The sequence below is a fragment of the Kribbella sp. NPDC003557 genome, assembly GCF_040610805.1.
GTDB lineage: Bacteria > Actinomycetota > Actinomycetes > Propionibacteriales > Kribbellaceae > Kribbella.
In genome coordinates, this window is the sequence record NZ_JBEXMY010000005.1 from 537,316 (window position 1) to 549,381 (window position 12,066).

General features: G+C 69.7%; 13 protein-coding genes. 4 read left to right on the forward strand and 9 right to left on the reverse strand.

The window, feature by feature from the left end; genetic code table 11:
- Positions 1-17 precede the first annotated feature (17 nt).
- Both ABZW60_RS23185 and dapA read right to left on the reverse strand, forming a co-directional pair.
- The gene (locus ABZW60_RS23185; protein ID WP_355479946.1) at positions 18-1,712 is read right to left on the reverse strand and encodes a ribonuclease J; all 1,695 of its coding nucleotides are present in this window, start codon (positions 1,710-1,712) and stop codon (positions 18-20) included.
- A complete protein-coding gene (dapA, locus tag ABZW60_RS23190; protein ID WP_355479948.1) occupies positions 1,709-2,623 on the reverse strand; it encodes a 4-hydroxy-tetrahydrodipicolinate synthase in 915 nt (304 codons plus the stop codon). The genes ABZW60_RS23185 and dapA overlap by 4 nt, the downstream gene beginning before the upstream one ends.
- Positions 2,624-2,863: 240 nt before the next feature.
- Between dapA and ABZW60_RS23195 the strand changes: the two genes are divergently transcribed.
- Positions 2,864-3,370: a hypothetical protein gene (locus tag ABZW60_RS23195; RefSeq protein WP_355479950.1), complete on the forward strand. Its 507-nt coding sequence runs from the start codon at positions 2,864-2,866 to the stop codon at positions 3,368-3,370.
- A gap of 24 nt (positions 3,371-3,394) precedes the next feature.
- Here the strand turns inward: ABZW60_RS23195 and ABZW60_RS23200 are convergent, their stop codons facing one another.
- The gene (locus ABZW60_RS23200) at positions 3,395-4,204 is read right to left on the reverse strand and encodes a metal-dependent hydrolase (protein WP_355479952.1); all 810 of its coding nucleotides are present in this window, start codon (positions 4,202-4,204) and stop codon (positions 3,395-3,397) included.
- A gap of 213 nt (positions 4,205-4,417) precedes the next feature.
- On the opposite strand from ABZW60_RS23200, the gene argG reads away from it, so the two are divergent.
- The gene (argG, locus tag ABZW60_RS23205) at positions 4,418-5,851 is read left to right on the forward strand and encodes an argininosuccinate synthase (RefSeq protein ID WP_355479954.1); all 1,434 of its coding nucleotides are present in this window, start codon (positions 4,418-4,420) and stop codon (positions 5,849-5,851) included.
- A gap of 107 nt (positions 5,852-5,958) precedes the next feature.
- On the opposite strand, the gene ABZW60_RS23210 is transcribed toward argG, so the two are convergent.
- From ABZW60_RS23210 to paaA, 6 genes are read right to left on the reverse strand one after another with little or no spacing between them, the layout of a single operon-like run.
- A complete protein-coding gene (locus ABZW60_RS23210; RefSeq protein WP_355479956.1) occupies positions 5,959-6,555 on the reverse strand; it encodes a hypothetical protein in 597 nt (198 codons plus the stop codon).
- A 26-nt stretch (positions 6,556-6,581) separates the two neighbouring features.
- Positions 6,582-7,667 carry a 1,2-phenylacetyl-CoA epoxidase subunit PaaE gene (paaE, locus tag ABZW60_RS23215; protein ID WP_355479958.1) on the reverse strand — a complete coding sequence of 362 codons (1,086 nt, stop codon included), beginning with the start codon at positions 7,665-7,667 and terminating at the stop codon, positions 6,582-6,584.
- Positions 7,668-8,153, reverse strand: a complete 486-nt coding sequence (gene paaD, locus ABZW60_RS23220) for a 1,2-phenylacetyl-CoA epoxidase subunit PaaD (RefSeq protein WP_355479960.1) — start codon at positions 8,151-8,153, stop codon at positions 7,668-7,670.
- Positions 8,147-8,896 (reverse strand): 1,2-phenylacetyl-CoA epoxidase subunit PaaC, encoded by a 750-nt coding sequence (paaC, locus tag ABZW60_RS23225; protein WP_355479962.1) that lies wholly within the window; start codon positions 8,894-8,896, stop codon positions 8,147-8,149. The genes paaD and paaC overlap by 7 nt, the downstream gene beginning before the upstream one ends.
- The gene (gene paaB / locus ABZW60_RS23230; protein WP_130446600.1) at positions 8,893-9,171 is read right to left on the reverse strand and encodes a 1,2-phenylacetyl-CoA epoxidase subunit PaaB; all 279 of its coding nucleotides are present in this window, start codon (positions 9,169-9,171) and stop codon (positions 8,893-8,895) included. The genes paaC and paaB overlap by 4 nt, the downstream gene beginning before the upstream one ends.
- Positions 9,168-10,091 carry a 1,2-phenylacetyl-CoA epoxidase subunit PaaA gene (gene paaA / locus ABZW60_RS23235; protein ID WP_355479964.1) on the reverse strand — a complete coding sequence of 308 codons (924 nt, stop codon included), beginning with the start codon at positions 10,089-10,091 and terminating at the stop codon, positions 9,168-9,170. The genes paaB and paaA overlap by 4 nt, the downstream gene beginning before the upstream one ends.
- 165 nt (positions 10,092-10,256) lie before the next feature.
- Between paaA and ABZW60_RS23240 the strand changes: the two genes are divergently transcribed.
- Complete coding sequence (locus tag ABZW60_RS23240; protein WP_355479966.1) at positions 10,257-11,444, forward strand: DUF418 domain-containing protein; 1,188 nt, start codon at positions 10,257-10,259, stop codon at positions 11,442-11,444.
- A gap of 18 nt (positions 11,445-11,462) precedes the next feature.
- Positions 11,463-12,065: a GNAT family N-acetyltransferase gene (locus ABZW60_RS23245; RefSeq protein WP_355479968.1), complete on the forward strand. Its 603-nt coding sequence runs from the start codon at positions 11,463-11,465 to the stop codon at positions 12,063-12,065.
- Position 12,066 lies beyond the last annotated feature (1 nt).

Below are 12,066 nucleotides of genomic sequence, written 5' to 3' on the forward strand. Positions count from 1 at the left end.
GAGATTACACCGGGTGACTAGCTCTCCACCACGACCGGAATGATCATCGGGCGCCGGCGGTGGGTGTCGCTGACCCATTTGCCGACCACTCGGCGGATCACCTGCTGCAACTGGTACATGTCGTCGACGCCGCTGCCGATCGCCTTCTCGATCTCCGCCTCGATCTTCGGCTTCAGGTCGTCGAACACGGTGTCGTCCTCGGCGAACCCGCGGGCCTGGATCTCCGGCCCGGCGGTCAGCTTGCCGGTCACCGAGTCCATCACCGCGATCACCGAGATGAAGCCCTCGTCACCGAGGATCCGGCGGTCCTTCAGCGAGGTCTCGGTGATGTCGCCGACGGTCGAGCCGTCCACGAACACGTACCCGCAGTCCACCTTGCCGGCCACCACGGCCTTGCGGTCGATCAGGTCGACCACGACGCCGTCCTCGACGACGACCACGTTCTCCCGCGGTACGCCGGTCTGCACCGCCAGGTCCGCGTTCGCGTGCAGGTGCCGGACCTCGCCGTGCACCGGCATCACGTTGCGTGGCTTGACGATGTTGTAGCAGTACAGCAGCTCGCCCGCGCTCGCGTGGCCGGACACGTGCACCAGCGCGTTGCCCTTGTGGATCACGTTCGCACCGTGCCGGATCAGGCCGTTGATCACCCGGTAGACCGAGTTCTCGTTGCCCGGGATCAGCGACGACGCCAGCACGACGGTGTCGCCCGGCTGCAGGTGCACGACGTTGTGGTCGTTGGCGGCGATCCGGGACAGCGCCGACATCGGCTCGCCCTGCGAACCGGTCGACACCAGCACCACCTGCTCCGGCGGGTAGTTGTCCAGGTCCCGCATGTCGATCAGCGTGTCGCCGGGCACGGTCAGGAAGCCGAGGTCGCGGGCGACGCCCATGTTGCGGACCATCGAGCGGCCGACGTACGCCACCTTGCGGCGGTGCTTCACCGCGGCGTCCATGACCTGCTGGACGCGGTGCACGTGGGAGGCGAAGCAGGCGACGATGATGCGCTGGTTCTTCGCCTTGGTGAAGACCCGGTCCAGCACCGGCGCGATGTCGCGCTCGTGGGTGGTGAAGCCGGGCACCTCGGAGTTCGTGGAGTCGACCATGAACAGGTCGACGCCCTCCTCGCCGAGCCGGGCGAACGCGCGCAGGTCGGTGATCCGGTTGTCCAGCGGCAGCTGGTCCATCTTGAAGTCACCGGTGTGCAGCACCGTGCCGGCCGGCGTCTTGATCGCCACCGCGAGCGCGTCCGGGATCGAGTGGTTGACCGCGACGAACTCGCAGACGAACGGCCCGATCTGCAGCTTCTCGCCCTCGACCACGGTCTGCTGCGGCACGTTGCGGTGCCGGTGCTCCTTCAGCTTGCCCTCGAGCAGCGCGAGCGTGAGCTGCGATCCCACCACCGGGATGTCGCCCCGCTCACGCAGCAGGTAGGGCAACCCGCCGATGTGGTCCTCGTGGCCGTGCGTCAGGACCACCGCGACGACGTCGTCGAGGCGGTCCCGGATCGGCTCGAAGTCCGGCAGGATCAGGTCCACGCCGGGCTGGTTCTCGTCCGGGAAGAGTACGCCGCAGTCCACGATCAGCAGCTTGCCGTCGTACTCGAACACCGTCATGTTCCGGCCGACCTCGCCGAGGCCGCCGAGCGGGATGACCCGCAAAGCGCCCGGAGCGAGAGGTCCGGGCGCGGAGAGATCTGGATGGGGATGGCTCATGCAATCAGTCCTGCCGTCTTGAGGTCGGTGGTGAGCTGGTCCACTTGCCCGGCGGTCGCCTCAACCAACGGCGACCGGAGCGTCGCGTGCTCGATGACACCGGCCAGCTTGAGGGCGGCCTTCACCATGATGGCGCCCTGGGTCCTGGTCATGATCGCCTCGACGGCGGGCACCAGCCGTCGCTCGATCGTCTGTGCGGTGGCGAGGTCGCCGGCCACCACGGCGTCGATCAGCTGCCGGTACTCCCGGCTCGCGACGTGGGCTACCACGCTCGCGATGCCGACCGCACCGACCGCCATCGTGGCGAGATTCAGCTCGTCGGCACCGCAGTAGTAGAACAGATCGGTGTTGGCCAGCACCTTGGTGGTCCCGGCGATGTCGCCCTTGGCGTCCTTCACCGCGACGATCCGCGGGTGCTCGGCGAGTGCGATCAGGGTCTCGCTCCTGATCTCGACGCCGGACCGGCCGGGGATGTCGTACAGCATGTTCGGCAGGCCGGTGGCGTCGGCGACCGCGGTGAAGTGCACGCGCAGCCCGTCCTGCGGAGGCTTGTTGTAGTACGGCGTGACGACGAGCAGTCCGTCCGCGCCGGCGGCCTCGGCCTGCTTGGCGCACTCGATCGTGTGGGCGGTGTCGTTGGTCCCGACGCCGGCGACGAGCTTGGCCCGGTCGCCGACGGCCTCGCGGACCGCCTGGATGATCCGGACCTTCTCCGCATCCGACGTGGTCGGCGCCTCGCCGGTGGTCCCGTTCAGCACCAGGGCGTCGTTGCCGCCGTCGACCAGGTAGGTCGCGACCTTCTGGGCGGCGTCCAGGTCGAGGGAACCGTCGGGCCGGAACGGCGTGATCATCGCGGTCGTCAGACGGCCGAAGGGCAGCGCCTGCGAGGGCGTGGATTCTGGCGAGGACATGGGCCTCAGATTACCGCTCCCGAAGCCTGAAGAAATGGGTAGGCCTGGTGGCTGTCCGCTCGGGGGTCCGGGCAGCCACCAGGCTCACTCGTCCTATCGGGCGCCGCCCGGTAGGCGTTACAGCTTCTGGCAAAAAAGTCCGGAAAAACTTCTGCAAATACTCTCCGTGATGAAATGAGTGCATTGCGTAGAGATTCCGATGCCATCCCGATGCCATCCCGATGGCCTAGTCTCGTCCGCGTGTCGACACCTTCTGCTGCCACGCCCGCCGCCCGCCAGAGCCTGACCATGGTCTGCGCGACGATGGCCGGGGCGATCCCCTTGATGACGCTGGTCCTGTGGTTCGTCCTCGTGACCGACGGGATCGGCGAGTTCCCTACCGGCTGGCCGTTGCTGGTGGTGCTGGCCGCCGCAGTCGGCGCGTACTCGATCTGCGAGCTCGTCGGCTTCCGCACTCCCCCGCTCGAGCACTCCACCCGGACGGCCGCCGAGATCGAGGCGGACTCGTGGCGCCGGTTCACCGCGTCGACGTTCACCCGCTTCGCGGTCTGCGAGGCCGTGTTCCTGATCTCGGTCGCGCTGTCGTTCGTCGCCGACAGCTTCTGGGTCGTCCTGGTCGGCGCCGCCCTCGCGCTTCCCCTCTTCTACTGGGAGGCATGGCCGGGCGAGCGCAACCAGCGCCGGTTCGCCGCGGCGCTCGAGTCCGGAGGCATCCCGTCGTACCTGACGGGCCGGCTCCAGGACTGAGGCAGGACTGATGCAGGACTGAGATCAGGACCGGCCGGCGAGCCAGACGCTCGTCGCGTCGAAGAGCCGCTCGACCACCTGGAGCCCGCCGGGCAGGAGCAGGACGGCGGCGACGGTCAGGACCGGCACGATCACCGCGTGCTCGAACCAGTGGCCGGTCCGGAAGCGAAGCGGCTTCGGCAGGCGGAGTTCGTACCAGGTCTCGCCGCGGATCGGCAGCGGCCACAGCCACGGGCAGCCGGAACGGGTCAGGCTGTCTCCGAGGCAGTGGACGAACATGCCGAGGGCAACTGCCGCGCCGATCCACCCGCCGATCTGTGTCAGACCTGACTGCAGGGCGTCGGCCGCCGCGGTCCCCGGGAGGACAGTGCCGGCACCCGTGGTGCTGACGATCGACCAGCCGGCCGCCCCGAGCACCGCCAGGACGATCCAGTCACCCAGCGCGTCGGCCGCGAGAACCAGCCCGGCGACCGCCACGGCGAGGACGGCCCACTTGCCTCGGTCGCCGAGGCTGGCCGCGAGCATGCCGAGCAGGACCGCGGCGACCAGCGTGTGCGTCGCATGGCGGTGCTTACCGGTGCTGTCCTCGTCGCGCGGCCCTTTGGTCACCGCGTAGAGGACGCCGGAGAAGGCCCGGACGGCGGCCGAGACCAGCCGGGTCAGCGGACCGAGCAGGCGGGACGCGCTCGCCCCCGGGTGGTCGAGGTCCGGCACCAGGGCGTACCCGGCCGTGGCCGCCGCGAACGGCACCACCTCGGCCACCGTGGTCAGCCCGACCAGCGGCGCCACCGCCAGCCCGGCACACCACCCCGACAACGCATGCGACCGCCCCATCATCCGGAGCCTCACCCCTCCCAATCCGGCCCCCATCCTCCCCCACCGGCCCCACCAACCCCATCAGCCACGCAGGTTGCCCCCTCAGCTGGAGGGTTCCCCCGTCAGATCCTCAGTGGGCAACCCTCCAACCGAGGGGTTGCCCACTGGAGTGGAGGGTTGTTCCCGCGGCCCGGCTTTGCATAATCATGCAGGGTGATGCATACTTTTCCTGTGTCCAAGGTGCTTACTTCTTTGCCGGTCGGTGAACGGGTCGGGATTGCCTTCTCGGGTGGTCTCGACACGTCGGTTGCGGTTGCGTGGATGCGGGACAAGGGTGCGATCCCGTGCACGTACACCGCTGATCTCGGGCAGTACGACGAGCCCGACATCGCGTCGGTCCCGGGCCGCGCGACGGCGTACGGCGCGGAGATCACCCGGCTGGTGGACTGCCGCGCGGCGCTCGTCGAGGAAGGCCTGGCGGCGCTCGCCTGCGGCGCGTTCCACATCCGGTCGGGCGGCCGGACGTACTTCAACACCACCCCGATCGGTCGGGCGGTGACCGGCACGCTGCTGGTCAAGGCGATGCTCGACGACGACGTGCAGATCTGGGGCGACGGGTCGACGTTCAAGGGCAACGACATCGAGCGGTTCTACCGCTACGGCCTGCTCGCGAACCCGCAGCTGCGGATCTACAAGCCGTGGCTGGACGCGCAGTTCGTGCACGAGCTGGGCGGCCGGAAGGAGATGTCGGAGTGGCTGGTCACGCACGGCCTGCCGTACCGCGACAGCACCGAGAAGGCGTACTCCACCGACGCGAACATCTGGGGCGCCACCCACGAGGCGAAGACCCTCGAGCACCTCGACACCGGGGTGGAGACGGTCGACCCGATCATGGGCGTCGCGCACTGGGACCCGACGGTCGAGATCCCCGCCGAGGACGTCACGATCGGGTTCGTGCAGGGCCGGCCGGTGACGATCAACGGCAAGGAGTTCGGCACCGCGGTCGACCTGGTGCTGGAGGCGAACGCGATCGGCGGGCGGCACGGACTCGGCATGTCGGACCAGATCGAGAACCGGGTCATCGAGGCGAAGAGCCGGGGGATCTACGAGGCGCCCGGCATGGCGCTGCTGCACGCGGCGTACGAGCGGCTGGTGAACGCGATCCACAACGAGGACACGCTGGCCAGCTATCACACCGAGGGCCGCAAGCTCGGCCGGCTGATGTACGAGGGCCGCTGGCTCGACCCGCAGTCGCTGATGATCCGGGAGTCGCTGCAGCGCTGGGTCGGTACGGCGGTCACCGGCGAGGTCACGCTGCGGCTGCGGCGGGGTGAGGACTACTCGATCCTCGACACCACGGGCCCGGCGCTCAGCTACCACCCGGACAAGCTGTCGATGGAGCGGATCGAGGACTCGGCGTTCGGCCCGGTCGACCGGATCGGCCAGCTGACCATGCGGAACCTCGACATCGCGGACTCGCGCTCGAAGCTGGAGCAGTACGCCGGCCTCGGCATGTTCGGCTCGGCCAACCCCGCGCTCGCGTCGTCCACCGAGCTGATCGGCGAGCTGCCCAAGGGCGGCGCCGAGGCGATCGCCTCCCGCGGCGAGGCGACCGAGGAGGACGAGCTCCTCGACCGCGCCGCCATGGAGTCCGGCACCGACTGAGTTTCGGTCGCGAGCCACGGTTAACGTCATCCAGCGAGATGCGACCGTGGCACGCGGCTGAGTAGGTCCCCAGTCGCCGGGCGGGGATGGTTGCTGCGGCCGGAGTGTCAGTCGCGGCCGTGGGCGCGGGTGTCCTTGACCCGGTCGGCCGGGTTCATCGCGGCGGACTCGGTTGTGCCTGGGGCGCTCCGGGGCCCGGGGGCAGGTGGGGTCACGCCGGCGCCTGCCTGGCGCTGGATCTCGGCCATTTGCAGGAAGCGTGCGCGGTTGATCGCGCCGCCCAGCACCCCTCCTGCCTGACCGGCCGCGGCGTGCGCCATTTCCTCGTACTGCCCTCGTAGCAGGTGATCCGCTCCCTTGCCGGCGAGGTTGCCCAGCCGGCCCTCGGCGGTCTCGACCGTCAACTGCGAGAGCGTCCTGGCGGCAGCCAGCGCTGCCCGCTCGGCGGCCGCGGACCGCTCCTCCGCCGGTAGGGCGTCGAAGTGCCGGCCCGAATTCATGCGCGCCTCGATGGCCGTCTGCAGGCGCTCGCCCGGAGCCGCGGCGGACATCTGCGCCGCGATCTCCTCCGACGGTCGGCCGTACGGGCCGAACTCGTGCGCCACCGCTGCGAGGTACGGCGGCCGCATCGCGGTCTCGACGGTTGCGATGAACTCGCGTTCCTCGGTCGTGATCGGGGGCCGCGCGGGGAAGGGTTCGCTCATGCGGCGGAGTGAACCAGCTCGCGGGGTCAGGCGTCGAAGTCGAGTGTGACCTGGGGTGTGGTCGGGTGCGACTGGCAGGTGAGGACGTAGCCGGCGCGGATCTCGTCAGGTTCCAGTGCCCAGTTGGTGTCCATCCGGACGCTGCCGTCGAGCACCTTGGCCCGGCACGTGCCGCAGACGCCGCCCTTGCAGGCGAACGGCGCGTCCGACCGGACGGCGAGTGTCGCGTCCAGCACCGCCTTCGAGTGCTCCCCGAGCGCGAACGTGGACCGGCGGCCGTCGAGGATGACGGTGACCTGCGCCGCGTCCTCGTCGGCGGTGGACTCCTCGACGGGCGCCTTGGGCGCCTCGTCGCCGACGTGGAAGAGCTCGGCGTGCACGTGCTCGCGCGTGACGCCTTCGGCCAGCAGCAGGTCCTGGGCGCCGACGACCATCGCGTACGGGCCGCAGAGGAACCACTCGTCGACGGAGTCCAGCGGCAGGATCGTCGCGAACATCCGCCGCAGCCGGTCGCTGTCGATCCGCCCGCTGAACAGTTCCACCTCGGTCGTCTCGCGGGACAGCACGTGGACGAGGTGGAAGCGCTCCGCGTACCGGTCCTTCAGGTCGGCCAGTTCGTCGGCGAACATCACCGATCCCGCGGTGCGGTTGCCGTACAGCAGCGTGACCCGGCTGGACGGCTCGATCGCCAGGACGGTCGCGACCAGTGACAGGACCGGCGTGATTCCGCTGCCGGCGGCAACGAACGCGTAGTGCTTGGCGTTGGCGGCGTCGAACGTCGTGCCGAACCGGCCGAGCGGGGTCATCACCTCGAGCTCGTCGCCGGCCTTCAGGTCGTTCGCGGCGTACGACGAGAACTCGCCGCCGGGGAGCCGCTTCACGCCGATCCGCAGCACCCCCGATCCGGCGGGCGAGCAGATCGAGTAGCTACGGCGGACCTCTTCCCCGGCCCGGCGGACCGTCAGGTGCTGGCCGGCCGCGAACTCGTACTCGTCCGCGAGCTCGGGCGGCACGGCGAAGGTGATCGCCACCGAGTCGTCGGTGATCGTCTCGATCGCGGCCACCTTCAGCGGATGGAAGGTGGCGCGGCGGCGGGGGGCGACGGTCGTCATCTAGATCGCCTTGAAGTGGTCGAAGGGTTCCTTGCAGCTGTTGCAGCGCCACAGGGATTTGCAGGAGGTCGAGCCGAAACGGCTCAGCTCCGACGTGTTCGGCGAACCGCACAAGGGACACCGGACGCTCAGCTGCAGCAGGACCGGGGCGCCGGCGGAGTGGCCGGTGTGGCCGGTGGGCGGGGCGATGCCGTACTCGGTGAGTTTCGCCTTGCCGGAGTCCGTCATCCAGTCGGTGGTCCAGGCCGGCGACAGGACGGTCTCCACCCGGCCGTCGACGTCCAGCGACCGCAGGGTGAGCTCGACCTCGTGGCGGATCAGGTCCATGGCGGGGCAGCCGGAGTACGTCGGGGTGATCGTCACGACCACCTCGTCGCCCTCGTGCCGGACGCCGCGCAGGACGCCGAGGTCGGCGATCGTCAGGACCGGCACCTCCGGGTCCAGGACCTCGCCGACCGCTTCGAGGATCGCCGCGTCGGTCACCATGTCGCCCCCGGGTGGGATCGCGCGATGTGCTGCAGTTCGGCGAGCAGGTAGCCGAGGTGTTCGGTATGCCGGCCCGCACGACCACCGGTGTGCTGGTAGGAGGAGGAAGGCCGCTCACAGGTCGACTGGTCGACGACGCCCAGCACTCGATGGGTCCAGGCGTCCTGGAAGGTCGAGGGATCCACGGCGACATCCAGGCGCCGCACCAGGGCGTCGGACTCGAACATCTCGGCGGTGTAGGGCCAGAGCGCGTCCAGCGCGGCCTGCATCCGGCGGTGGCTCTCGTCGGTCCCGTCGCCCAGTCGCAGCACCCACTGCGTGGCGTGGTCGACGTGGTACGCGACCTCCTTGACCGCCTTCCCCGCCACGCCCGCCAGCGTCTCGTCGGCGCACGACCGCAGCTCGTCGTACAGCAGCTGCTGGTACGTCGCGAAGTACAGCAGCCGGGCCATCGCGTGCGCGAAGTCGCCGTTCGGCAGCTCGCACAGCTGCAGGTTGCGGAACTCGCGCTCGTCCCGGAAGTACGCCAGGTCGTCCTCGCTGCGGCCGTCCAGCGAACCCGCGTACTGCAGCAGTGACCGCGCCTGCCCCAGCTGGTCCAGCCCGATGTTGCCTAGGGCAACGTCCTCCTCGAGCTGCGGCGCGGCCGCGATCCACTCGGCGGTGCGCTGCGCCGCGATCAGCGCGTCGTCACCGAGCCGCAGGCCGTACTCGATCAGATCCTGCTCGAACAGGTCGCTCACAGGTGCTCGACACCTTCCGGGACCTCGTAGAACGTCGGGTGCCGGTACACCTTGTCGCCGGCCGGGTCGAAGAACTCGTCCTTCTCGTCCGGCGACGACGCGGTGATGTCGGCGGCGCGCACGACCCAGATCGACACGCCCTCCTGGCGACGCGTGTACACGTCCCGCGCGTTCCGCAACGCCATCGTCGCGTCGGGGGCGTGCAGGCTGCCCACATGCGTGTGCGACAACCCGCGCCGAGATCGTACGAACACTTCCCACAACGGCTCGATCATGCCGCACCCGCCTTCACCGACTGCTTGGCTGCGTACGCCGCGGCGGCCTCGCGGACCCACGCGCCGTCCTCGTGCGCCTTGACCCGCTTGGACAACCGCTGCCGGTTGCACGGACCGTTGCCCTTGACAACTTCGTACAGCTCCGCGTAGTCCGGCTCGGTGAAGCGGTAGTGCCCCGACGCCTCGTCGTACGCCAGGCCGTCGTCGGGCACCCGCAGCCCGAGCACGTCGGCCTGCGGGACGGTCATGTCGACGAACCGCTGCCGCAGCTCGTCGTTGCTGTGCCGCTTGATCCCCCACGCCATCGACTGCTCCGAATGCGTGGACGCGGCGTCCGGCGGGCCGAACATCATCAGCGACGGCCACCACCAGCGATCCAGCGCGTCCTGGGCCATCGCCTTCTGCCCGGGTGTGCCGTTGGACAGCGTGTAGAGGATCTCGAAGCCCTGCCGCTGGTGGAACGACTCCTCCTTGCAGACCCGCACCATGGCCCGCGCGTACGGACCGTACGAGCAGCGGCACAGCGGCACCTGGTTGACGATCGCGGCGCCGTCCACCAGCCAGCCGATCGCGCCGATGTCGGCCCAGGTCAGCGTCGGGTAGTTGAAGATGCTGGAGTACTTCTGTTTCCCGCTGTGCAGCAGGTCGAGCAGGTCCGCGCGGTCGACGCCGAGCGTCTCCGCGGCGGCGTACAGGTACAGACCGTGGCCGGCCTCGTCCTGCACCTTCGCCATCAGGATCGCCTTGCGGCGCAGCGACGGCGCGCGACTGATCCAGTTGCCCTCCGGCTGCATGCCGATGATCTCCGAGTGCGCGTGCTGCGCGATCTGCCGGATCAGGGTCTTGCGGTACCCGTCCGGCATCGCGTCCCGCGGCTCGATCCGGCCGTCGGCGTCGATGGTCGCCTGGAAGCTGTCCATCCCCCCAGCATATGTGACACTTTTTCCCGGAATCAACAACAAGTGTCACAAAGGTGGTCCTGGACCTACCTCCCGAAGTGGGTCTGACGCACTGGGGACGACCGGTCACGGACGGCGAGGATGCTGTTATCCGTTCAAGGGCTAAACAGTTTCCCGGAGGACCCCGTGACCACCACCCTCAGCACCCAGGCACCGGACCACCGCGGTCCGGTCACCGGCCGCGAGCGCGCCCTCGCGCCGGACCTGATCCGCGGCGCGATGCTGCTGCTGATCGGCCTCGCGAACGGCGCCAACTTCGCGTTCGCCGGCCAGCCCGGCCTGGAGAGCGCGCCGCACGGCGTCGAGCGCGTCCTGAACTTCCTCAAGCTCACCTTCGTCGACGCCCGGGCGTACCCGGTGTTCGCGGTGATGTTCGGCTACGGCCTGGTGCAGCTCGCCCGCCGGCAGCGCTCCGCGGGTGCGACCGCCGGCGCCGTCCGGCGGATCCTGCTCAAGCGCAACGCCTGGCTGATCGCCTTCGGCCTGGTCCACGCGACGCTGCTGTACTTCGGCGACTTCCTCGGCGCGTACGGGATCGTCGGCATCATCTGCACGCTGTTCCTGCTCAACCGCGGCGCCAAGTTCCACCGGCTCGTCTTCGTCGTCTGGGCGATCATGGTCGTCGAGACGGTCGCCATCGGAGCGCGGGCCGTGCTCGCGGTGATGAACAGCTCAGGCCCCGCGCACCCGCTCACCAACGAGCCGAACCCGTCGCTGGCCGCCACCTCGTACTTCGCAAGCATCGTCGACCGGCTGCAGGAGTACCCGCTGCACATGGCCACCGTGCTGGGCGTCGTCGTCATCGTCTGGCTCGGCATCTGGGCCGCTCGCAAGCAGCTCCTGGAGAACCCCGCCGCGCACCGGACCCTGCTGACCCGCGCCGCCGTCATCTGCCTCGGCATCACCTTCGCCGGCGGCGTACCGCTCGCACTGGTCGGCGCCGGCTGGATGCACGTCGACGAGAACGCGATCGGCACGCTCAACCTCCTGTCCCACACCAGCGGCATGTTCGGCGGTCCCGGGTACGTCGCCCTGTTCGGGCTGCTCATCACGCGGATCCGCAGGCAGTCGCTGCCGGTACGCGCGATCTCCGCACTGGGTCAGCGGTCGCTGTCGGGGTACCTGTTCCAGTCGGTGGCGTGGATGGCGCTGCTGGCCCCGTTCACTCTGGACCTGCGGCTCGGGAGTACGGCGTACACCGCGGCGCTGGTCGCGATCGGCGTCTGGATCGTCTCGGTCGCCGGCGCGTACGCGATGAGCCTGCGTTCGTACCGCGGGCCGGCCGAGACCCTGCTGCGGCGGCTCGTGTACTGACTTGCGAGGATTGCCGTCATGAGCGACTTCGGCGTACCGGAACCCGCCAACCTCTCGGATCTGTCCGCCGAGGCCCCCGTGGCCGAGACCAGCGTGCGGCTGGCGCTGCCCGCGGAGGCCAACGAGATCGGCGAGATCCAGGTCGCGGCCTGGCGTACGTCGTACGCCGGGCTGCTGCCGGCCGATGTCCTCGCCGATCTGAACCCGGCGCAGTTCGCGGCCCAGTGGCGGGCCGCGCTGGTCGCCCCGGGCGAGGCGCGCAACCGGGTGATGGTCGCGCTGGCCGGCCGTACGCTGGTCGGCTTCGCGGCCATCACGCCGTCCGACGACCCGGACTCCGACCCGCAGCGCGACGCGCTGATCGCCGAGCTCGCCGTGAACCCGGAGGCGACGCGAGCCGGCCACGGCTCCCGGCTGCTCAACGCGGTCGTCGACACGATCCGCGCCGACGGCTTCCAGCGGGTCACCGTCTGGGTCAACTCCACCGACGACGTGCTGCGGGCCTTCTACACCGAAGCCGGCTGGGCTCCCGACGGCGCCCACCGCGAACTCGACCTCTACGGCGACGAGTCGGTCCGGATCAAGCAGATCCGCCTCCACACCGACCCGGGCACGGAGTAGC

Excerpts from the sequence above, each read along its gene's own strand:
- paaD (WP_355479960.1), bottom strand. The coding sequence starts at position 8,153 with ATGGTGACCGACGCGGCGATCCTCGAAGCGGTCGGCGAGGTCCTGGAC.
- ABZW60_RS23210 (WP_355479956.1), bottom strand. The coding sequence starts at position 6,555 with ATGAGCGAACCCTTCCCCGCGCGGCCCCCGATCACGACCGAGGAACGC.
- paaB (WP_130446600.1), bottom strand. The coding sequence starts at position 9,171 with ATGATCGAGCCGTTGTGGGAAGTGTTCGTACGATCTCGGCGCGGGTTG.
- paaE (WP_355479958.1), bottom strand. The coding sequence starts at position 7,667 with ATGACGACCGTCGCCCCCCGCCGCCGCGCCACCTTCCATCCGCTGAAG.
- paaA (WP_355479964.1), bottom strand. The coding sequence starts at position 10,091 with ATGGACAGCTTCCAGGCGACCATCGACGCCGACGGCCGGATCGAGCCG.
- ABZW60_RS23185 (WP_355479946.1), bottom strand. The coding sequence starts at position 1,712 with ATGAGCCATCCCCATCCAGATCTCTCCGCGCCCGGACCTCTCGCTCCG.
- ABZW60_RS23200 (WP_355479952.1), bottom strand. The coding sequence starts at position 4,204 with ATGGGGCGGTCGCATGCGTTGTCGGGGTGGTGTGCCGGGCTGGCGGTG.
- ABZW60_RS23245 (WP_355479968.1), top strand. The coding sequence starts at position 11,463 with ATGAGCGACTTCGGCGTACCGGAACCCGCCAACCTCTCGGATCTGTCC.
- dapA (WP_355479948.1), bottom strand. The coding sequence starts at position 2,623 with ATGTCCTCGCCAGAATCCACGCCCTCGCAGGCGCTGCCCTTCGGCCGT.